Raw genomic sequence first — 22,252 nt, 5'->3', positions numbered from 1 at the left:
TCTGCGGACTCCAAGCGTTGCTCAGAAGCCAAATGAGTCCTCAGGAACAAGATCTGCGGACTCCAAGCGTTGCTCAGAAGCCAGATGAGTCCTCAGGAACAAGATCTGCGGACTCCAAGCGTTGCTCAGAAGCCAGATGAGTCCTCAGGCTCGGTTTTGGAGACTCATAATGGTAGCTGAACGCCAATTAGTCCACAAATTCATCTTTAATAAGGCTTCACGAAGCGTCATATTTGTCTATGCTATTTTATCGGATAAATCTGGATAATCAACGCGCCTGGTTTCATGTACACCCCCCTAACTGTCACTGTTATAATAGACTTTATTGTAATTTTCATTGCAAACAATGTCAATAATTAGAATTTTCTTGTTTGATCACTACGAATGGTTATTTTCCCTCCGTAAATGCCTCCTGTTTTTTCATCTGACACTCATCCAATGACAAATGTCACTACAAACGTACGGGAAATCGAGGCATACTACAAGTAATCACTAAATGAAAAGAGGTTGTGTCCCATGACCATCGCGTCGATGCAAGGCATTGTCAAACGGTATGGCAGTGCGCTTGCGCTAGATTACGTTGACCTTAATATCCAGGAAGGAGAAATTGTCGGGTTACTCGGGCCTAACGGCGCCGGAAAGACGACGTTGATCCATACACTACTTGGCATGATTCCATTTGATAAAGGCAGTGTCCAGCTATTCGGCAGTACTAAGAAACCTTTTAGCAATGAAAATAAACAAAAAATGGGGCTTGTCACGCAAGAACTCACTGTTTTTGAAGACTTGACCGCAAAAGAAAACCTCGATTTTTTCGCAGGTGTTTACGGGTTGAAAGGCGAAAAACGAAAACAAAGAGTCAAAGAAGCATTGGATTTTGTCGGACTGTCGTCAAACGCAGGGAAACTACCGAAAAAGTTTTCCGGAGGGATGAAACGAAGACTCAACATCGCGTGCGCGCTTACGCACCGTCCTAAGCTGCTCATTATGGATGAACCGACAGTCGGGATTGACCCGCAATCCAGAAATCACATTTTGGAAACGGTAAAAAAACTAAAAGAACAAGGCACGACGATTTTATATACAACGCATTATATGGAAGAAGCACAAAATATTGCTTCTCGCGTCGTCATCGTCGATCAAGGACAAATCATTACGGAAGGAACGGTTAACGATTTAATTGCCAACATTCAACATGAAGAAAAAATAAACATCGAAGTAAGCGACCCTACATCGCTGCCAACGGAACGGTTGGAAGGCTTAGAAGGGGTAAGGCAAGTGCATGTTGACGGCAGCTCGGTACAAATCATTTCAAACGTCGGTTCGGGCATTCTTGACCGTGCGCTCTCCATCGTGAAAGAAACGAGCGGTGTCGTCGGCATTCAAGCGGAAAAACCAACGCTGGAAGATGTGTTCCTCACCCTCACGGGAAAACAGCTTCGTGATGGACAGGAGGGAGAATAATGCGTGAACTTTATACCATTCGCTTCACTGCCCTTAGACTCAGTCGTGAATGGATCGTATTACTCCTCCTTTTTGGCGTACCGATCGTACTTGTCACGCTCTTTTCCGTCATTCTCGCGGATATCGAGTATATGGGCGTCTCGGCTGTGGATGAAACAAACGTGTTGATGGTGCTCGCTTTCCAATTATTCGGCGGCACGGTCGCGATGAATTATATTTACCTTGATTTCTTCACCGAACGCCGTTACCGCATTCAATCGCTGCCGATAAACACAAGCCTATACGGATTCACCCTCATGCTTCTCGGAACATTGTACTCGATCCTTTTAGGTGCTATTTTGGTAGGCTACTCGACGCTCGTTTGGGACGTCAATTGGGGAAATATCCCTTGGTCGATTTTCATCATTACACTTATGGCGTTGCTATCAAGCATTATCTGCCTGCTCCTCACATTTTCCGTGAAAAAATTTTCAATCGCGGAACGCCTGAGCGAGGTTTACGGTATCGGGGCTATTTTGCTCGCCGGTTTATTTTTCCCAATGCCTGATAACGCTGTGATCAATTGGGTGAACGAGTACGTCAATCCGATTGCGCTTGCTTATGAGGCCGTTGACGCATACAGAAATGCAAATGTTGAAGATGCTTGGATGAATGCGGGGCTTCTCGGCGGGCTCATTGTCATCACCTTTGTTATTATGCTATTGCTTGGACGGAGACGGATGCCATGACGATATTTACATTTGCCCTAAAACGCATTTTCAGAGACAAATCAAATCTGGCTTCTCTCACGCTGTTTCCTATTGCAGCCATTTTCCTGCCGGCAAATGATAACTGGCCACTTTTGCCGTACGGTTATCAATTCTTCGGTGTGCTCATTCTTTTCGTTGCCATTAGACTCACCGGACTCTTAATCGATGATCGGCAAAAAGGCGTCGTCAAACGACTGGCCGCGGCGCCGGTGACCCATTTTCAATATCTTTTTCAAAACCTGCTCGCCTTTTCCGTGATCGTCATCGCCCAATGCATCCTTGTGATCGCGGGTGGGGTGATGTATGGGAATGAACTGTATGAACCTTTGTGGCTCCTGGTGCTATTTCTCGTGTTCAGTTTCACGGCCATCGCATTCACCCTTGCCTGGAACACGCTTTACCGTAACAAGGAGACATCTTTTCTCATTTTTATGGCCGTTATCATGATTATAGCCATGCTCGGAGGCCTTATCTTGCCTGTCGACATGTTGCCGGACACACTTGAAAAAATCGCGGTTATCTTTCCAACCTACTGGCTAGCGGAAGGGATTGAATGGGTCGTACTTGGAGAAAACATCGGAGATTTTCTGTTGATCAACGGTGTGTTGTTGCTCTATGCGCTCCTTTTTCTTATCATCGGCAGCATTCGACGAATCGGTTAAAGACCTTTGCGACGCCGCGGTGCGGAATCTGGCACTTTGGCGTGATATTCTGGCACTTTCATTTATTTGCCTTCGGCGCTTTAGCCGAAGGCAATTCATGGTATAGTTAAAAAAAGTTCAGCGGGAGGGATCACGCGATGCGGGACGTATGGCGTTTCATGAATATTCTTTTTCTCTTCAGTCTATGGGTCGTTCAAGACGAGAATATCATCAGTTTTTTGCTTATCGTTTCGCTCGCGATTCTCGTCTGCCTCCGCTGGCGTTTTCAGCTCCCGGCCTGGACCATTCTCATTGACATCGGTCTTTGTATCCTGTTTATGCCGACCTGGAGTAACAGTGTTTTTGGATTCGCTTTGCCTCTGTTTGAAAGTTTTTCGAGACAAAAATATATCTATACCATCCCGATTGTCGCCCTGCTTCCCATCGGCGAAGTGTTCTCTGTTTTGCTCTTTTGGTTTCTTTTTCAAGCGGGGTTTTTCGGTGTGATCGACAACCAATGGAAGAAGCAACGCGACTTGTATATCTCGGAAGCCGATCGTGAACGTCGTGCTCGTTATGAATTGGAGAATATAAAGGAGGAGTTGCTGGAAGCCAATTGTAAAACCGCCCAACTTGCAGAAGTATCCGAGCGAAACCGAATCGCCCGTGATCTTCATGATCATGTCGGGCATGACCTAACCGGGGCAAGCTTGGCCATGGACGCTTATGAACAGCTGGAAGGAAAAGAAGCAGAAGAAATGTTCTATCAAGTGAGGCTTAGGATCGCGAGAGGAGCGTCAATGCTGAGAGATACCGTTCATGATATGACCCCGGTGACAAAAATGGGAGCAGACGTCCTCGAGCATATTGCGAAGGAGTTTCAGCATACCGCTGTTGATTTTCACAAATCCGGGGACATGCGCAATGTCCCGGTACAGTATTGGAGCTTACTGGAATCTTGTTTAAAAGAAGCGTTGACAAACGTTGCCAGACACAGTGATGCGACAAACGTCGATATTCAGTTTGATGCAACAGATACCATCGTGCGGTTGAGCATCCAAGATAATGGCACGGGCACTGCCGACCCGAAAGAGGGATCGGGTCTCAGAAACTTAAAACTTCGCGCCAGGGCAGCTGGGGGAAGCCTCTCCGTCAATGCCGAATCCGGACACCTCATCGTCTGTGTACTGCCGTTTCAAAAAGAGGAGGGAAGCTCGTGAAGATTTTAATTGTCGATGATGATCCACTCGTACGGCAAAGCCTCAAACTATTGCTCGAAAAGGAATCGGATATTGAGGTCAGCGGTCTTGCCGCAGACGGTCAGGAAGCAATCGATCAATGTGAAAAAATGAGGCCCGATGTCGTGCTCATGGATATCCGCATGCCGAACATGGACGGCATTGAAAGTACGAAGCAGCTCAAACAGCAGTGGCAGAAGCTCCAAATCATGATGCTCACTACCTTTAAAGATGAACAAAACATTCGCCTCGCAATAAAAGCGGGAGCCGAAGGTTATTTATTGAAATCAACCCCCGTTGAAAACATGGCCCAGCAAATTCGGGCATTAATGGCAGGTAGCTCCGTCCTCGATGCCGATGTTTTACAGCAAATTATGGAACCGGACGTTCGTGATAATCTCGACGAGCTCACCGAACGGGAAAACGACATAGCCGCGGCCATCGCCCAGGGTTTATCCAATAAAGAAATCTCTGAGCAGCTGTATTTAAGCGTCGGCACCGTGCGCAACACCCTCTCGGTCATTCTGGATAAACTTGAATTACGAGACCGCACCCAGCTGGCGATTTATTATTGGAAGCGGGGGGATAATTAATTCAGTGGCGTCATGGAACTAGCTTTTCCTTCTCACGGTGTCATAGAGTGCACCAAGAGTAGAGGATAGCCACTTCGGAAGGCTGACATTTTGCCTCAGATCAAAAATTTGCATCATTCTTAATCTCCATGGTATTATGTAGATAATCATATTATAAAGAGAATACAACTTGCATAGGTTAAAAAAGACCGAAGGTGCGCGAACACCAACGGTCTACAATAGAACGTATCCTTCAGGGATAAGCGTTCACGCATTGTTTGCATGAAGTAGTTACCCAGAATTCCAACACTCAGGGGTAGCTACTTCTTTTTTCTGTTGCGATCATCCGATGCGATAAAATAAACAAGCGTAGACACAGCCACGCATAGCATCAGTGCCTCATACACAGAAATGGAGCATCACCTCCCTTCTGTCCGTCAGCAACGAACGGCCGCAGACACGAAGGTCGACAGGTGAAACGCTACCCCTGAGAATCTAGTTCTATTGTACATTTATATTATACTAGAGCTGGCTTTTTGTTATATCGTAAATCTGAGGTGAATGTGATATGTATTCAGTTTTTATCGTTGAGGATGATGATAAAATTGCAAAGATTCTACGTGATCATCTCCGGCGATATGGTTATTTTGTCGACAAGTCACGACACTTACATGCCATTAAAGAGGAATTTGCAGAAATAAAACCCGACTTGGTCTTATTAGACATCAATTTACCGTACTACGACGGTTATTATTGGTGCAGGCAGATCAGAACCTTATCCAATGTCCCTGTCATTTTTATTTCAGCTCGAACAGACGATATGGATCAGGTGATGGCAATCGAAAATGGCGGAGATGACTATATCACCAAACCGTTTCATCTCGATGTCGTACTCGCGAAAATCAAAAGCGTTTTACGAAGAACGTATGGAGAGTATGCCCAAGAATCAGGGATGGAAGGGCAAACGCGAGCGTTGGCAAACCTATTTATTTTTCCGGATAAAAACGAACTGGAATATCAGGCGCAACGCATCGAACTTTCCAAAAAGGAATTTACGTTATTCCAAAAATTAAGTGATAGCCATGACTGCATTGTCAATCGAGACGATCTCCTCGAAGCGCTTTGGGATGAGATTGATTTCGTTGACGATAATACATTGTCCGTCAATATCAATCGATTGCGTAAACGCCTGCAAGAATTAAACATTCACGGTGCCATCCAAACCATTCGCGGACAAGGGTACAGGCTGAACGTGAACTGGGGGGAGGAGGTGCGCCGATGATCCGACATTACCTCGCCGACCGGCTTGTTTTCATCCTCATCTATTTCATTAATACGGCAGTGACCGTACTCGTCGCTTTTCTGGCTCTCATGCTCGCCGGGCTCGCCCAACCTTGGAACATCTTTGCTTACATGGTGACTCTGGCTGTCTTTTTTCTACTAACCGGACTCGCCATTGATTACATACGGAAGCGGCCTTATTTAAAAAAACTTGCCAGCATGGGTGAAGATCAATCATTAGCGTTGGACACCGCCCTTGAATTGGAAGCAATGCCAATGCCCACCCATGAAGCCGCGATGTTCACCGACATGCTCCGGCGATCCCAAGCGCGTTACCGTGAGGATTTGGATCATTACAAAGCCTTGCAAAACCGGCATCAAACCTTCGTCAATCAATGGGTTCATCATATGAAAACGCCGGTATCCGTGGTCTCACTTCTAACTCAACAAGGGAAGCAGCAACACGACGACCAAGACGCAAAGGTGTTATTCGATGACATCAGCGATGAAAATGACCGTTTTCGCCACGGCCTTGAACTCATGCTTCATTTGGCGCGGCTCGATCATTTCGCGATCGATTTTGTCGCCAACCAAGTCGACGTCGTTCAATTAATGCGTGACATCGTTAACGAAGAGAAGCGGCAATTTATCAGGAGAAAAATATACCCGGAGATTCGCGTGGAAACGGATGACGCAATCGTTTATAGCGACGAGAAGTGGCTGCGCGTCATTTTTCACCAACTGTTGCTGAATGCCTTGCGCTACTCCCATCAAGGCAGTGGTGATTACATAACAATCGTCGTACATAAACAAGGGGACGCGACGCTTGTGGAGGTCCGTGACCAAGGGATCGGCATCCCCGCACATGATGTACCGAATATTTTCTCCCCGTTTTTCACCGGAGACAACGGGCGTCAAAAAAAGGAATCAACGGGCATGGGCTTGTATTTAAGCCGGATGATCGCCAGTCACCTCGGACATTCACTTTATGCCGAATCGCGGGTGGATAAAGGCACAACGATGACCGTCCGCTTCACGTCACGAACATTACACGAAAGATGACAACATTGTAAGATTTCTGAGCCAATTTGAAAGTTAAATCGATGGGACACTGCTGCCCTCTTTTTTAAAATAAAACTAGAAATAAGGTAAAAGGAGTGGCCGGCATGCAGCTACTTGACGTTAACGCCCTCAGCAAAACGTACTATCCAAAAAAAGAAGGACTCTCTTACAAAGCATTATCCAACTTCCACCTGCAGGTCGACAAAGGTGAATTCACCGGTGTCATGGGTCCGTCGGGAAGCGGGAAAACGACACTGCTTAACATGCTCGCGACCATCGATACCCCGACGTCCGGAAACATCTTCGTCGACGGTACGGACCCATCAACCTTGAATGATAACAAACTCGCGATATTCAGACGGCAACAGCTCGGTTTTGTGTTTCAAGATTTCAACTTGCTGGATACGTTAACCGTGAAGGAAAATATATTGCTTCCCCTGGCGCTCGATAAGCATCCGAAAAAGAAAATGGACGCGCGCCTGGACACGATAGCAGAACAGCTGGGCATTACCGATATCCTCGAGAAACGAGTCACCGAAATTTCCGGCGGTCAGCAACAGCGTACCGCTTGCGCTCGCGCGATCATTCATGACCCGAAAATGATCCTCGCCGATGAACCAACGGGAAACCTGGATTCCAAATCTGCCCGTCAAGTCATGGATACACTGACGACGATCAACAAGGAAGCGGAGGCAACCATCCTTACGGTCACCCATGATCCGACCGTTGCGAGCTACTGCGATCGCATCGTATTCATTAAAGACGGCGCGTTTTTCTCTGAAATCCGAAAAGGCGAACGTCAACAAACCTTCTATCAAAATATCCTCGATACGCTGTCGGTCCTCGGAGGTGACTTCCATGAACATCCGTCACCTCGCGCGTAAAAATTTAACCGGGAACGCCCAGCGATACGCCGCTTATTTTATCAGTTGCGTATTTGCCGTCAGCATCTTTTTTATTTACGCTCAATTTATATTGCACCCGGATGTGATGACAGGAGATATCCAAGGCGGAGACACTGTTCGCCAAGGGATGATCGCGGCACAAGTCATTATCGTGATTTTCTCCGTCTTTTTTATCGCTTACTCAAACAGCACCTTTTTACAATCGCGATCAAAAGAGTTCGGTTTATTATCTTTATTCGGCATGAGCAAGCGGCAGCTAAGAAAACTGATTTATTTTGAACAGACGTTCACTTCGTTGCTCGCGATTGTGTTGGGCCTGGGAATTGGAACGTTATTTTCCAAGCTGTTTTTGATGCTGATGAGCGCAATGTTGAACACGGAGGCGCCAATCGCTTTCGAATTTGTGCCGATGGCATATGTCATAACCGCAATCGGTTTCATCGTTCTTTTTCAAGCGTTGACGTTAGTATCCTTCTGGAAAATGCGCAATCAAACGGTGCAAGCCTTTTTGCAAGATGCACGCAAACCGAAAATGATGCCGCGTGCGTCCCTGACACTGACAATCATTGCTTTGATTTTCGTCGGGTTTGGTTACTTTTTAGCTGTTACAGCGTCTCTTGAGTATTCTTTTTTACTCATTTTTCCGATCCTCTTTTTCGTCGTCACCGGTTCTTACTTTTTGTTCAGCCAAGGCACGGTGGCTGCCTATAAATGGCTATATAAAAGAAACTCGTTGACGCGGGGCCCACAATTGGTGACACGCACGAATATTCTTTTTCGTTTAAAAGATTACGCGCGGATGCTTTTTCTAACGTCCACGATTACAGCCGTCGTACTCACCGCCGCCGGAACGGTTTATCTCGCGAATGAATACATCATCGATCTCGTCACCGAGCAAACACCGGCGTCTGCCACATGGCTTGAAGAGGACGCTAGCGAAAATGAGATCCTCGAACCGGAACGGGCCGAAGAAATCATTGCCGCCCATGATACGGAGATTGACTATGCTTTTAATGTGGAAATGCTTCCGGTGGATGTTTCCATTGCCGGCGATGAAGGTTCCGTCGCCGTTTTTCCCGAAACCAATTACAATGAAATTGCCTCGCATCGAGATTTGGATCCATTGAGTTTGGAAGAAAATGAGATTTTTATTACATCGCCAATGCTTGGTTTTGGCCCATGGGAAGACATTGAAAAAACCGAGCAGTTAGACATGGATATGAACGGCGAACAAGTCACCATGGATATCGCCGGCACAGCGGAAGACGCGATCGTTGGGGCGACGAATCAGGGGCAAATCCAAGTGGTCATGAATGATAGCAGTTACCTTCACTATAACAACGCTCAATATGCTGATGATGAAAAACTTCGCGCGTTGGGGTATCACTTTGTGGATTGGGAAAATGAAGTTGAGGTTTCAAATGCATTAGAGGAAGAAGCCGAGGACCCTGCTCATTTATTCCAAACGATGGCACCGCCTTTCCAAGCGTTGCAACAGGGCTTTTCCTTAACGTTGTTTATTGGGCTGTTCGTTAGTGTCCTCTTTTTCATCGTCCAAGGCAGCATGTTGTACCTAAAATTATTTACAGAACTGGAAGATACAAAAAAACAACTGCTGTCGTTAAACCGGATTGGCATTACGCGAAAAGAAGCAGGCAAAATTCTCGGCCATAAGATAAAATTCCTTTTTTTCGTTCCTTTAATCGTAGGGGCGATACACGCAAGTTTTGCCTACGCGATGTTGGCGAGTATTCTTGATGTCAACCTTTTCTGGAGCGGCGTCATGGTCATTGCCATCTACGCTGTTTTGCAATATCTATATTATGTGATTACCCGCCACTTTTACTTGAAAGCGGCATTCCGATAGAAACTCTTCTATCGGTTTTTTTATTTCTCTTTGTCCAGCGCCAAGTGTTCACACAGTTCATTTGCCACATCGGTCAATGATTCATCATCTATGTCAAAGTAAAAGATGCCGTTTTCCCACCGCTCGGTTCCCTCAAGCTGATACGTTTCCATCTCCTTCAGATTGCTCGTATACGGTTGCAAAGAGACGAGATCGCCAAAGGAAAAATTAAAATTCATATTGTCTTCCAATTGATGAAACGCGTGATGGTACTTGCCGATTGCCGATAAAGCCATCGTTTTATCGGCCAACTGTTCCATCACTTCCTGTTGCCGTTCCATACGTCCGAAGTCACCGGTAGGGTCCTGATATCGCATCCGGACGTAAGCCAATGCTTGTTCGCCGTCCAACGTCTGATTGCCTTCTTGAAATTCAATTGCCCCAAGGCTGCCGCTAGCATCTTGCTCGCTGAATGCAAACGGAACATCCACGTCAACGCCGTCAAAAACATCAATAATGTCGATAAATGCATCAAAGTTTACGCTCACGTAGTAATCGACCGGTACATCCAATAAATCCTCGACCGTTTCCACCGCCAAGTCCGCCCCGCCGAACGCGTGGGCATGGTTGATCTTGTCTTTTTGCCTTCGATCTGGAATCGGAACACGTGCATCCCTTGGAATACTCAAGGCTTTAACCGTTCCTTCTTCACGGTTAAACGTCGCGAGCACCATGGCATCCGAAAGGCCGTTGAGTTCACTGTAGCGATTGTCCAAACCCATAAATAAAACAGAGATGTTGTCCATCTCCGGCTCCACAACAATCTCCCGTTTCGCGGATGCTTCCCCGCGTTGCAATGGTTCATTGGCATTTTCCGTCACGTCATTTAAATGGAATGTCACATTGTAGACGCCCATGCCCACGGCTAACAAAACCAAAAACCCAACGCCGATCAACGTATACAGAACGCGCTTTCTTTGACCCATGATGAATGAACTCCCTTGGTATGGTCGTTGTCATTATCATTCATCAAACGCCCGAGAAGGATGTATGCGCAACCCGTGATTTTTCCCGTATATATCCACTCGAAGCTGGGCATAATTAGAACACGAATTCTAACGATACGTGAAGGAAGTGAGCCACATGGATTACAGCCATCATGACGAGCATATCTTGGTTTGTGTGAATCATGGCCAGACCGGCATTCGGCTTATCCGCCGCGGCCTTAAACTTGCCCTAAAGTTGGAAGCCCCCTTGACCATTATGGTGTTCGGATCGTTACCCGAAGATGATGAACATGACAAAATTGTCGGCATGCCGTTATTTAAAAAAATATCCAATCATTACGGCGCCGAATTGATTATGCAAAAAAGCGAATCATATAAAGTCAACAAACTGATCGCAGACCGGGCAAGAACCATTGGCGCCACCCAAATTATCATTAGCCAAATGGTAGAGAGCATCTGGCGTCGGTTTTTGGGAAACACAACACTTGATGGTCTGCTAAAAGATCTCCCTCATGCGGACGTAAGGGTTGTGCCGAAGCACAAGCATGATGATATCAATTTTGAACATGGGATGAACGCCTATTTGCATGGCAGAAAAGATGGCACACACGAGCTAGCTTTTCACCACGATGATAACGCGACACACGAAGGGGTGTTTTATAAACATCTCCGAACCGATTTCAATAACGGACGATTTGTGTTTTACGAGGAAAATGACATATTTGAAGTGCGCGTGTTAAAAGGACATGTGCCCTATTTAGAAAACATTTCCGAGGATGTGACATAGTGAATAGGGAGTTCCAGGCGAGAGGCGGAGAGAACCCCCTCTCTTTTTTTAATTTCCTATATACCAAAAAATACAGGGTGCTAAAACAGTATTTCTTCCAAGCAAGAGATGACATAGGTCTCATACCTACCTAAAACTGCAGAGTGCTAAAACGAAGATACCCGCACAAACAGGCGCACGTTGGTCTCATACCTACCTAAAACTGCAGAGTGCTAAAACACGGGAAATATTAGGGGCGCTCATTGATGCGTCTCATACCTACCTAAAACTGCAGAGTGCTAAAACAGTTTCCTTGTGCGGCGTTTCCATCATCATGTCTCATACCTACCTAAAACTGCAGAGTGCTAAAACCGATATCGTCAACATCCCGTATGATATCGGGTCTCATACCTACCTAAAACTGCAGAGTGCTAAAACAAGGGCAATCATGGTCGTTCCAGGCTAAGGGTCTCATACCTACCTAAAACTGCAGAGTGCTAAAACGCGTGACTATACTGGCTAAACGTTGGCGGTGTCTCATACCTACCTAAAACTGCAGAGTGCTAAAACGGTCCCCGGAATGTGGTGCCGGGGTTTGACGTCTCATACCTACCTAAAACTGCAGAGTGCTAAAACGGGGAGATGCTTGCTCTCAAATGGCACAATGTCTCATACCTACCTAAAACTGCAGAGTGCTAAAACCATCTTCCAACAAACCTTCTTCCTCCAACCGTCTCATACCTACCTAAAACTGCAGAGTGCTAAAACCCCAACGATTACTCACCCAATCGACGATCGGTCTCATACCTACCTAAAACTGCAGAGTGCTAAAACTTTCTTCAGCTGGGAGAAGCGGGTGCTCCAGTCTCATACCTACCTAAAACTGCAGAGTGCTAAAACTAGAATAGAAGAATTCAAACAAAGCATTCTGTCTCATACCTACCTAAAACTGCAGAGTGCTAAAACCCTCCTCGGCATCATCGACGACGTAACCAAGTCTCATACCTACCTAAAACTGCAGAGTGCTAAAACGAGTGAGTCGGCACATGGGTTTGTCGCGGAGTCTCATACCTACCTAAAACTGCAGAGTGCTAAAACGGCTTGCAGAAGGAATTCGTAACCTTCTAAGTCTCATACCTACCTAAAACTGCAGAGTGCTAAAACCTGTCGTGAAAATTTTTCATTCCTTTTCAAACTTTTCTACAAACCTTGATATAACAGGGTTTAATAGAGAATGATCAATGTCTAAACTATATTCTAACCCCATTTCTTCCATAAAATCAATGAGTACGTAAAGTTCGATACCCCTGTTCACCTGAATATCCGCTATCTGGTAATTTGAAATCGTCGGGTAGGTTTCTAGATGAACAACATAAGTATTAAAAATTTTAGAAAATGTATATTCCAACTCCTCTTTCTTAAAATCTAATGGCGCATTCCATTCCATATCTTCAAAGAATTCATTGGTTATACGTTGTTTACTGTCAATAATCAAATTATTATTCAGTAGATTATCGGAGAGAAAATATCGTGATTTTGTTAACACAATAATTTTCATTTTGTCCGTACATTTATCCAAAAGTTTTTTAAAATGTACTTGTTGCCGTGGCCCCAACATATGCTCAGGATAATAATAAATAACCAATGGTTGGACTTTGCTCGTCTTTAAAATTGTTTCAGTAATCATTGGCAACAGTAATTGAAGCTGATGAAAAATAATACTGTAATCTTGGCTCTCATTTAAGCCAAAGTCAACATCAAGTAATTTAATTAACCCATCCACATCAAGGTTTTTAGGCTGAATCGGTAGATCAGTATCAACTAATTGGACGACATCTTCGATTAGACTATTAATCGTTTGTAAATACCCCGAGAATTCCAATTCATTTAAAAAATCCTGTCTCAGCTTCTTTTTTAGCAGCGATTTACTACCTAACTGTGTTTCAGCTAGTAAATTAACAGTCGATAAACTATGAAATTGATAATTATGAGCGGTAACGTCTTCATAATCATTGTCAATCTCCTTGATACTTATTAAATCTTTGACTTTACTCCGAGGTTGAAAGTAACCGACAAGCAATTCCAGCAATTCTTTTTCATTAAATGAGTGGTTATCAAAGATGCAGCAATAGTTTGCAATGTTTAAATCCAGATCTACGTTTTCTGACCTCACTTTCCAACGCATAATCGAGAATCACTCCTGCCTAGAATTCAATCGTCCTATTGTCGCCCAATAGTTCTATATTTTTATCCTCGTCCCCAACCAGGATCATCATATTTTCGAATTGTTTTTCAGTTATCACCAAAGATCTTACGTGCCCATCTTTGGGTAAATAGCGCTTCACCTTATTCACGGTTTGTTGTGCAGCGTCTTTATTGAGGCAAGATTTTATATAAATCGAATACTGCATCATCAGGAAACCATCTTGAATAAGACGCTTACGAAATTTGTTATACGTACGAATTTGGGCTTTTGTTTCTACAGGCAAATCAAACATAATAAACACTCTCATAAATCTATAACTCATGGAAAGCAATCTTTTTAGCATTGGGTGTTTTTATTTTATTGCCTGTATCAAAATACTCAATAATTGAGCCCACAAAGATATCGATGGCACGTATAACGGTTTGGAGTTTCCCATCAATTGATATACGACTATGCAACAAATTAATCAAGTCTAAACGATATTGTTTCGTTAGAAACTCGTCAGGTGGCTGTTCAATCACATAAGCGTCTACAATTTGCCGGAATGGCTCAATAATGTCTGATGCCAAATTGAAAGGATTTCTTTCACCTCTATGGAAAATACCGATGCTGGGCAGCAACCCTTTGGCTACGATAGTTCTAGCAATTGCCGAATGAAAGATTGAATAACCGTAATTCAAAGCTGCATTCTCAATAATCTCTTTATTACTGCGATGATAGCCCTCACCAAAAAATGAGTTAAAATAGATCTTAGCCGCTTGAGCTTCACAATTCGTTCGATCAAATGGTTCAATTTCCGATAGGAGATTTAACAGACGATTAATTCTTGGCTGTTCAATCTTTGCTCTCTCCATGATTCTCGTTTGATTGAAAATCTTTTGCCCTACAACTTTTTTCCATAACTCTCCCTTTTTATCATCGTCCCATTCCAATTGTCGGGTCATGCGTTTATGTTGCCCAAAGTGGCCAGTTACCGGTAAGAGTTGTGTCTCTGGAAGGTGATCTTGCCCACATACAAGCACTAATATGTTGTGCTTTGAAAGTTCAACGATTAGTCTCCCGGTTAGTTTACAGGTCAAATCTTCAATGACGATTGAAAAAATGTCTGCCAAAGGGATTTTCAATTCGTCATCTCCACGCTTTACCTTTAGACTATCCAAATGTAACGACATCTGGTCAACGTTTGTAACATGAACCACCCTCCAAGACATGGAACCACTCCCTATTTATTATAGCTAAATCGTAGTTTTTCTCCGCTGTCAGGGAATCTATCTCCCAGAACATTGGTATTGACCTTTTTAAAATCCATGATTTTCTTTGTAATCGTAAATCTTAGCCTTTTATCAGATTTTCTATTCACAGTGTCGCACTCAATTACATTTCTTGCATCTTCATTAACACCAACAAACCTATACTCTATTCCGTCAACTACGATAATATCACTTGTGTACACACTAAATTGAAAGTTACCTACATCAGTAATCCCTTTCTCTTCAAGCTTCTCTTGATATTTTTCTTTCGGGAGAATATACTGGCCCTTCTCTTCCTTCAAATCATCGTAACGTATCGTGACAAACTTATACCGCTCTTCATCCTTGTAAACATCCATGCGAAATGGTTTTAACGATAGGGTCACCACTCGTTTGTTTTTCGGATCAAACTTATACGATAAATCCTTATGACTCCCCAATTTTTTAGATTTATATTTCAATTGCTTAACTACAGGGCCTTTGTCATTTTTACTATACTTCGTTAAATATTCACCAGTTTCTTCATGATATTTAGCCAACGGGTTTTTTGCCTCGGCATATCGGTTCATGATAGTTTCCAGTTTCGTGAATGTAGGTTGGTCATGTTCGTACATTAAAAAACTTTCACGTGATTTCTTAAACTGTTTTGCCAATTGATCATCGTCCTTGTTGTAAAGGCCTTTGATTTTCCCAATAATGAACTCCCCATTCTCTGTGTCACGTGTGGAGTAAATGGTGTCGTTCATTAATTGTCGGTTCGGCTTTTGATCGATGCGATGTGAGTATTTGTAGTGTTGATAGTTCTTAATTTCTTTCATTTTATGAAATTTTTCCGTGAAGGCCGCATCAAAAGTAGACTCGTCTAAGAGCTCACCTGTTTCCTTGTCAACGATTCGCTGTAAGCGTCAAATAATCCCCACCTAATAACAGGCGGGGATGTCATGTATGCTTTATTTAGATTGATTAGGGACGAAACATTCTTGCGGGAGTGTTTTGGACCATGGCAGAAGTTGAGCCAATTGCGCTTGATCTGTTGTATCCATATTGGGAAGTTCCTCAAACAAATAGCTAAGGTAGTGGAATGGATTCAATCCGTTTTCCTTGGCTGTCTCCACAATACTATAGATCATCGCACTGGATTTTGCTCCCTTTGCGGTGTTGCTAAACAGCCAATTTTTCCTCCCCATCACAAACGGCTTGATGGATCGTTCGGCTCGATTGTTATCGATCTCCAATCGGCCATCCTCTAAAAATGCCTCTAAACGCTCCCATTGGTTACGACAATATTTAATCGCCTTGCCAAGCGCACTTTTTGGTAATACATGTGGCGTTTGTTCTTGAAGCCATGCCAAAAAAGCCTCCAGTACGGGCTGGCTGCGTTCCAAACGCTTTTCATAGCGTTCTTGTGGACTTGCGTCCTTTAAATGGCGTTCAATGTCAAAAAGCTGATTGCAGAAGGCCAAACCTTCTTTCGCTTTCACAGACGTCGTGGCTGCGGATTCAGGCAATGCCTGCAGCGCTTCCGTGAATTTACGACGCGCATGCGCCCAACAGCCGACCAAACGGACATGGGGAAGGCCATTGTATCCTGCGTAACCATCGACATGCAGGTAGCCCTGAAAGCCATCCAGGAATCGGCGGGGATGCTTATTCGCCCGGGTCTGCTGATAATCGTACAGCACCATGGGCACATCGGCTTGTCCGGAGCGAAACAGCCACATATAGGACTTCGATGTTGCCGATCGTTCCGGTTCGGATAACACTTGTAAGGTTGTCTCATCCGCGTGTAAGGCATCCAGCTCTAATAGTTGGGCATGCATTTCGTTGTAAATCAGCTCGAGCCACGTGTTGGCACCGGACATCATCCAATTGGCCAGAGTCTGGCGGGGGATAGATACACCGAAACGTTCCAGGTGTTTCTCTTGCCGATACAAGGGCATGCCTTCCACATATTTCTGGGTCATGGCATGAGCCACGGCGGATGGAGAGGCTAAGCTTCCCGGAAATGCCGGTTCCGGCATCTTCGCTGTCACGATAGGCGTTTCGATGTCATGGCGTTCACAATGGCGGCAGCCATAGACATGGCGGACGTGCTCCACGACTTTCACTTGCGCTGGAATGACCTTTAATTCTTTTCGCACGTCCGTACTCATATCGTGTAGGGCTCCGCCACAACACGAACAGACCTGCTCCTCATCGGATAAATGATAGTCCATCGTTTCCGTCGGCAGGTTTTCGAGCTTTTGTTCGCGTTGGCCACGCTGTTTCTTGCGTTTATATGTAACCGTTTCGACCGTTGATTCTTCAACCGTCGGGGTGGATGTACCTTCGACCTCATTGAAAAGAGAGAGCTGGTCTTCATCGGTCTTCTCACTGGAAGATCCGAATCTGCGTTGTTGGCTTAGGCGAAATTGTTCTTCGTACCATTGGACTTTAGCCTCCAACGCCTCTTTTTCCAGCTCAAGCTTTTCATTTTGCGCTCGATAATATGCAATTGATGGGTTTGATGATTGCGCTGTATGTGCCATACCATAAGTATACGGAAAAGCATCCAACTTGCCCAGTCGAATGCCCGTATTTCTAAATTTCAATGTTCTATAGAATGGTACGCGCTTTGACCTCCCGATGGGCCTGCCTCTGCTCGATGGGCAAACCATCCAGCAGCCACCGAAGTTGGCGCGGACTGATGGTCATGGGTGCCGTTTCTGTTTCCGATGGCCAATGGAATGTGCCATTTTCCAACCTGCGGTAATGGAGCCAAAAGCCGTTGTGCTCCCACTGCAGGATTTTCAACTTGTCACGTTTCCGATTACAAAACACGAACAGACAAGGGGAAAAAGGATCGAGATCAAAGCATTGTTGGACAATAACGGCCAGACCGTCGATCGATTTGCGAAGATCCGTGTTTCCCCGAGCCAGGTACACGCGCTCGAATGATACATTCAACATTGGCTTCGCAACACATGAATGATATCGGATAATAACCCAACATGGGCGCCCGGCCTTACTTCGACGGAGATGGCACCGTAGTGAATAAAGATAGGTTCCGATCCTCCGGAAGGTATAGGATCATCATCGTCGACTTGGACCGTCAGCCATTGGGTTGAATCCGGTTCCGATGATATCTTGTCATCCTTGAATCGCTGGACCCAATAATACATTTGATTGACGTTGATGTCCTGCTCACGACACCATTCGGCCACACGTTGTCCGCTTTCTTTCCAGGCATCATACCGAGCTTTCCACTCGATTCTCTTGTCTTTCAGCGTCATCACATAACCTCCCGCAATCATTTCTAAGGCGATTATGGCACGGATGACTTTTGATTCCTATGTGTATTCTATTTGACGCTTACGATTCGCTCATTATCGATCATTATATTTTGTTGTTTAAATAAATCTTTAGTTTCGAGCAAATACCCGGCCATTGCCACAATAAGTGCATCTTGAGCGTGATGTTTATAGTCTTCATCACGGTCTTTGTGCAACCCCCACAGTTTTCGTAAATAATTGGTAAAAGAGCCATTAATTGGCTTAACAACCACTTCCCGATCATTTTCTTTGAAATAAGCTTTTAACAGGATCATGAGTTCTCGTGTTGCATAGCGAGTATCGACAAGGTTCCGATTGATAAACTCTTTCTGGACGTCAAACTTATTGATGTCTCGTTCTTCAAGCAAGTAATTTCGCTTTTTCTTTGACATTTTGTCTTTAGTTTTCGCAAGCTGAAGGACATGACTTTTGAATTTGTCATACGCAATTTCGCTTTGTCCAGATTTTAAATAGTGATAAGGCGTTTTATTTCCCTTCTTTTGATTTTCCTCTGTGTGGACCAATACTTTATTAGCCTGCGAATCATCAAAGGAGACGGATCTTGGGATAATATGGTCGATTTCATATTTAGCCGGATTTTGAATTAAATCTTCAATTTCGATTGGCTTTAATGAATACAAGCATCTCCCTTCTTGTAGGTGCCAAAATCGAAGCTTATTGAACATCCCGGATTTCTCTACTAAGTCACGCTCATCTAGCTTTTCCCTGACTTGTTGATTAAGCGTCTCATTCTCCCTTTGCATTTTTCTTAAAAACTTTTGTCGATCCTTACTGTTTTTCTCACGTGCAAGTTCGATCACAATTGTTTTCGGTTCCCCATATTTTTCGATTAAGGCATTAACAATTCGAATAGACTGGATAAACGAGCGTTTTACGACAGGGGATAGAATTAAATCATCCACGTATTCATATGGAATCTTGTTTCTTCCTTTTAGCTCAACCTTTTTTGGAAAGAGACCTTTTTCGGAAAAAAGCTGCATTTGATTTTTGTCTGTCTCCCACAAATCAGGCAACAACAAATTGATCGCTTTCAGGCTTAAGCTGTGGGTACTCGAGAAATTTAAACTCGCCAATTCAGTAACTATTGAACCCTTCATATTGAGTTCCAGTTCATCTAATTTATCTTTCTTATCGGCATCATCTTGCCAGACGGTAAGTATTTCGGCAATCTGGTCTAATTCAGAAACTGACAATTTAGTTAATGATGGGTCAATTTTTCTTAAGTCTTTTATCAAATCCAGTGTTGTAAATTCCGGTTGTTCTTTTTTATTGATACGATAACCGCGAATATCTTCTTCAGCAGCATCGATCACTTTAGCAATCTTTTTTAAAGTGGGGTTTCCTTTTTGCATAAAAACTTGATCAATAATTTCCTGTTTTTCATTTTTTGATAGTTTTGTATCTTCCTCACGCAATATTGTTAAATTATTCAAGTCGTTGAGCAAGTTGTATAACTGAGCAGAATAAGATTGTCGCACTGCTCTCGTTTCTTCCGGAAAATAGCTACATTTACCCATCATTTTCCGGTACCATTGTTCGATGTCCTGATCCCAACCATATTCACTGTCTGCACCAGGACCTTCATAATACTCTCTGCGTTGTTCCAGCAAGTCAATATACTGATCAATGAATGCATCATCTATACGAGAATCAAACACCTTTTGTTTGTTGAGTAAGGCTAGTGCTTCTTTTACGTAATCTTCTGTTTTAAATCGGTTCTTATGACCTCTTACTTCACCATTTTTTTCTAACCGTTCTAATTGAAGCTCACAAACGTATTTATCTCCACTAGCGATGCATAAAATATGCTGAGAAATGTCAAGCGTCCTCCAATAAAATAACATATTATTCCATATATTCAGACGTATAGATATGTTCATTTTTTGAAAAAAAAGCAAAGGGGGTGGTGGCGGTCATCCACTATCCACATTGTCAGAAGATATTATAATTTCGAAAATTTATCCACAGTGGACATCTGCATACACAGCCGCAGCGCCTTCCAATCCCTCCTTCTCCACAAGCTCGGTGAACCGCCGGAATTCCCCTTCAGGGTCGGTTCGTTGCCGACCTTTGCTTGTTCGCGTAGGCTTACGATGCAGATGTTTCACCAGTTCTTTGAAGGGCTTAAAGCAGTCATCCCGCACACAGCGCAACAGATAAAACAGCGATTGTGTACAACCTGTCAGCACTTGAAGAAGCCGTAGCAGGCAATAAGTGATTAGCGCCATCCAAATTTGGTTATACACAGCATTGGGGCTCGTCCCGTAAAACGATTTGATTTGTAAGTGCTGCTTCGCCCATTTGAAAAAGAGTTCGATATGCCAGCGCTTGCGATAAAGCTCGCCTAAGTCCTCGGCCTTACCCTCTTCGTCGTTTGTGATGAGTTGAATGAGATTACCTTCACTATCATGCGTTTCAATCAAGCGAAGGGCATGTGTCATTTGCTTTTGACCACCGCCTAGCCGAATGCGGGCATGACGGGTAATGGGGCCGTCCGGATTCACCGGAAATTCTTCGATCACATCGAATACTGCATTGCTTTTGAGCCGCGTGATGAATCGAATGTTGGTCTCCGGTTCGCAATACCGGTCAAAGGCTTCATAATCGTTGTAGCCGCGATCGAACAAGTACAGAGCGCCTTCTTCCACAATCAGCTCATTCATTTCCGTACGATCGGCGTGAATAGCTGGTTTAAGAACAGCGTCCTCCGGTGCGGTTCCATCCGGCAGACAAGCCACGTTCATATGAATTTTCAGGCCGCCTTTCCCCTGTTTGGGACGATAGGTCGCCCATCGGCAGAGGGAAAGACAGAGCGGAATGATCGAAGCGTCCACAAGATAGATGGGACTCATCACCTGCAAGCGATGACGAGGATGGATTTCTCGCTTCATTTGGCTCACGACATCGGAAAATAAGGCCTGGCTAACATCAGCGCCTATGTCACTCAAACGGCGTGTAAGCTGTGAGCTGCTAATCGAAGAAAGATTTACGCTTTCTTGGAGTTCTTCGCTATTCTTGAGTGTCAACGCTAACTGCTTCGCGCTTGGAATCTGGTAGATCTGTGCATAAATCATCAGAGCAACCAATTTTTCATGGGTTAATTTCTTAACGTATCGGTCTATCCCAATAAAATCTTCTAAAACCTTTTTGATATTTAACGGATGTAATGCTTCCTTAAATGTGGTACTCGTGGTATCCTTGTCCATAGGAGCTCCTTATAGTGAGAGATTTGGACGTGGACCACCGTCCCTCTCATTATAAGGTTTTTTATTGATTTTTTGGACAGAAATTCCATAAATTTTATATCGAATTTCGGGGTTTTTTGCTTGACAAATAGTGTTTCAACTTAATGCATCACTAGTGATTTATCTCTCAATTTTCTTTCGTTTAATTGCAATTGTTCCTTTGTTGATATAGATTCGTCATTGGTCTCCTCATCATCAAGGCTTGAACCGGTAACATTATGAACCCCTCGACGTTTGATTAAATGAAACAACGCCGTTGCCAACTCATCTTCTGAAAGCTTCTCTGATAATCCCTTAACTCGAAGTATGTATGGGCTCACGTTAGACGTTTGATGTGGTGAGATATCATGCGATGATAACAGATCCATAAGCCGTTCCTTACGGTGTTTTCGTCTCCTTTTTAACCTTCTGGCACTTCTTTTCGACCTTCTTCCTTCATTATTTGATACATCCGCTTCTGGAAAAAGCCTTGTCCCTGCTTCAATAATATTTTGTTGGTCATCAATGACTCCGAACCCAACTGACCCAACTCCTATATCTAATCCTATACTATAGTCCTCTTTCACAGTAACACCCCTGTAAAATAGATTATTTATAGGAAATTATATCATAATTTGAGACTTATATGTAAGAAAAACCTAGCTTGGGAAAACCGCCCAAGCTAGGTCCTTGTCATGATCACTGCCTG

Annotated in this window: 20 protein-coding genes, 1 pseudogene and 1 CRISPR repeat array; of the genes and pseudogenes, 10 read left to right on the top strand and 11 right to left on the bottom strand. The window is 44.1% G+C overall.

Features of this window, described 5'->3' with window-relative positions; translation table 11 throughout:
• Positions 1-516: 516 nt before the first annotated feature.
• From EPH95_RS14490 to EPH95_RS14450, 9 genes are all read left to right on the top strand, one after another.
• The gene (locus EPH95_RS14490; protein WP_142090757.1) at positions 517-1,464 is read left to right on the top strand and encodes an ABC transporter ATP-binding protein; all 948 of its coding nucleotides are present in this window, start codon (positions 517-519) and stop codon (positions 1,462-1,464) included.
• A complete protein-coding gene (locus EPH95_RS14485) occupies positions 1,464-2,192 on the top strand; it encodes an ABC transporter permease (RefSeq protein ID WP_193556978.1) in 729 nt (242 codons plus the stop codon). The genes EPH95_RS14490 and EPH95_RS14485 overlap by 1 nt, the downstream gene beginning before the upstream one ends.
• Entirely contained in the window at positions 2,189-2,875 is a 687-nt protein-coding gene (locus tag EPH95_RS14480) for an ABC transporter permease (RefSeq protein WP_142090755.1), read from the top strand. The genes EPH95_RS14485 and EPH95_RS14480 overlap by 4 nt, the downstream gene beginning before the upstream one ends.
• A gap of 137 nt (positions 2,876-3,012) precedes the next feature.
• Complete coding sequence (locus EPH95_RS14475) at positions 3,013-4,074, top strand: sensor histidine kinase (RefSeq protein ID WP_142090754.1); 1,062 nt, start codon at positions 3,013-3,015, stop codon at positions 4,072-4,074.
• Positions 4,071-4,685 carry a response regulator gene (locus tag EPH95_RS14470; protein WP_142090753.1) on the top strand — a complete coding sequence of 205 codons (615 nt, stop codon included), beginning with the start codon at positions 4,071-4,073 and terminating at the stop codon, positions 4,683-4,685. Before EPH95_RS14475 ends, EPH95_RS14470 begins: the two co-directional genes overlap by 4 nt.
• A 547-nt stretch (positions 4,686-5,232) precedes the next feature.
• The gene (locus EPH95_RS14465; protein ID WP_142090752.1) at positions 5,233-5,946 is read left to right on the top strand and encodes a response regulator transcription factor; all 714 of its coding nucleotides are present in this window, start codon (positions 5,233-5,235) and stop codon (positions 5,944-5,946) included.
• Positions 5,943-7,007, top strand: coding sequence for a sensor histidine kinase (locus EPH95_RS14460; RefSeq protein WP_142090751.1), 1,065 nt, complete (start codon positions 5,943-5,945; stop codon positions 7,005-7,007). The genes EPH95_RS14465 and EPH95_RS14460 overlap by 4 nt, the downstream gene beginning before the upstream one ends.
• A gap of 104 nt (positions 7,008-7,111) precedes the next feature.
• Positions 7,112-7,891, top strand: coding sequence for an ABC transporter ATP-binding protein (locus EPH95_RS14455; RefSeq protein WP_142090750.1), 780 nt, complete (start codon positions 7,112-7,114; stop codon positions 7,889-7,891).
• Positions 7,866-9,779 carry an ABC transporter permease gene (locus EPH95_RS14450; protein WP_142090749.1) on the top strand — a complete coding sequence of 638 codons (1,914 nt, stop codon included), beginning with the start codon at positions 7,866-7,868 and terminating at the stop codon, positions 9,777-9,779. Before EPH95_RS14455 ends, EPH95_RS14450 begins: the two co-directional genes overlap by 26 nt.
• Before the next feature lie 20 nt (positions 9,780-9,799).
• On the opposite strand, the gene EPH95_RS14445 is transcribed toward EPH95_RS14450, so the two are convergent.
• Positions 9,800-10,744 carry an LCP family glycopolymer transferase gene (locus EPH95_RS14445; RefSeq protein ID WP_142090748.1) on the bottom strand — a complete coding sequence of 315 codons (945 nt, stop codon included), beginning with the start codon at positions 10,742-10,744 and terminating at the stop codon, positions 9,800-9,802.
• Positions 10,745-10,901: 157 nt separating this feature from the next.
• Between EPH95_RS14445 and EPH95_RS14440 the strand changes: the two genes are divergently transcribed.
• Entirely contained in the window at positions 10,902-11,552 is a 651-nt protein-coding gene (locus tag EPH95_RS14440; protein ID WP_142090747.1) for an adenine nucleotide alpha hydrolase family protein, read from the top strand.
• Between the two features lie 117 nt (positions 11,553-11,669).
• Positions 11,670-12,695: a CRISPR direct-repeat array (repeat unit 36 nt; unit sequence GTCTCATACCTACCTAAAACTGCAGAGTGCTAAAAC).
• Positions 12,696-12,711: 16 nt separating this feature from the next.
• Here the strand turns inward: EPH95_RS14440 and EPH95_RS14435 are convergent.
• The 10 genes and pseudogenes from EPH95_RS14435 to cas9 (EPH95_RS14390) all read right to left on the bottom strand — a co-directional run bounded on the left by EPH95_RS14435 (position 12,712) and on the right by cas9 (EPH95_RS14390) (position 22,130).
• Positions 12,712-13,716 (bottom strand): hypothetical protein, encoded by a 1,005-nt coding sequence (locus EPH95_RS14435; protein WP_142090746.1) that lies wholly within the window; start codon positions 13,714-13,716, stop codon positions 12,712-12,714.
• A 19-nt stretch (positions 13,717-13,735) separates the two neighbouring features.
• Positions 13,736-14,044, bottom strand: a complete 309-nt coding sequence (gene cas2, locus EPH95_RS14430) for a CRISPR-associated endonuclease Cas2 (protein ID WP_193556977.1) — start codon at positions 14,042-14,044, stop codon at positions 13,736-13,738.
• A 4-nt stretch (positions 14,045-14,048) separates the two neighbouring features.
• Positions 14,049-14,948, bottom strand: coding sequence for a type II CRISPR-associated endonuclease Cas1 (gene cas1 / locus EPH95_RS14425; protein WP_142090745.1), 900 nt, complete (start codon positions 14,946-14,948; stop codon positions 14,049-14,051).
• Positions 14,949-14,959: 11 nt separating this feature from the next.
• Entirely contained in the window at positions 14,960-15,805 is an 846-nt protein-coding gene (locus tag EPH95_RS14420; protein ID WP_142090744.1) for a hypothetical protein, read from the bottom strand.
• A 132-nt stretch (positions 15,806-15,937) separates the two neighbouring features.
• A pseudogene (gene tnpC, locus EPH95_RS14415) lies at positions 15,938-17,520 on the bottom strand (IS66 family transposase).
• Positions 17,521-17,582: 62 nt separating this feature from the next.
• Complete coding sequence (tnpB, locus tag EPH95_RS14410; RefSeq protein WP_142087553.1) at positions 17,583-17,936, bottom strand: IS66 family insertion sequence element accessory protein TnpB; 354 nt, start codon at positions 17,934-17,936, stop codon at positions 17,583-17,585.
• Positions 17,930-18,280: an IS66 family insertion sequence element accessory protein TnpA gene (gene tnpA, locus EPH95_RS14405; RefSeq protein ID WP_227003902.1), complete on the bottom strand. Its 351-nt coding sequence runs from the start codon at positions 18,278-18,280 to the stop codon at positions 17,930-17,932. The genes tnpB and tnpA overlap by 7 nt, the downstream gene beginning before the upstream one ends.
• Positions 18,281-18,327: 47 nt before the next feature.
• Positions 18,328-20,163 carry a type II CRISPR RNA-guided endonuclease Cas9 gene (cas9, locus tag EPH95_RS14400; protein ID WP_160141784.1) on the bottom strand — a complete coding sequence of 612 codons (1,836 nt, stop codon included), beginning with the start codon at positions 20,161-20,163 and terminating at the stop codon, positions 18,328-18,330.
• Positions 20,164-20,277: 114 nt separating this feature from the next.
• Complete coding sequence (locus EPH95_RS14395) at positions 20,278-21,525, bottom strand: IS4 family transposase (RefSeq protein ID WP_142088177.1); 1,248 nt, start codon at positions 21,523-21,525, stop codon at positions 20,278-20,280.
• Positions 21,526-21,665: 140 nt separating this feature from the next.
• On the bottom strand, positions 21,666-22,130 hold the full coding sequence (gene cas9 / locus EPH95_RS14390) for a type II CRISPR RNA-guided endonuclease Cas9 (protein WP_142090742.1): 465 nt from the start codon (positions 22,128-22,130) through the stop codon (positions 21,666-21,668).
• Positions 22,131-22,252 lie beyond the last annotated feature (122 nt).

It is taken from the genome of Salicibibacter halophilus (assembly GCF_006740705.1).
GTDB classification, from domain to species: Bacteria; Bacillota; Bacilli; order Bacillales; family Marinococcaceae; genus Salicibibacter; species Salicibibacter halophilus.
This window is presented reverse-complemented; position numbering and strand designations above follow the sequence as displayed.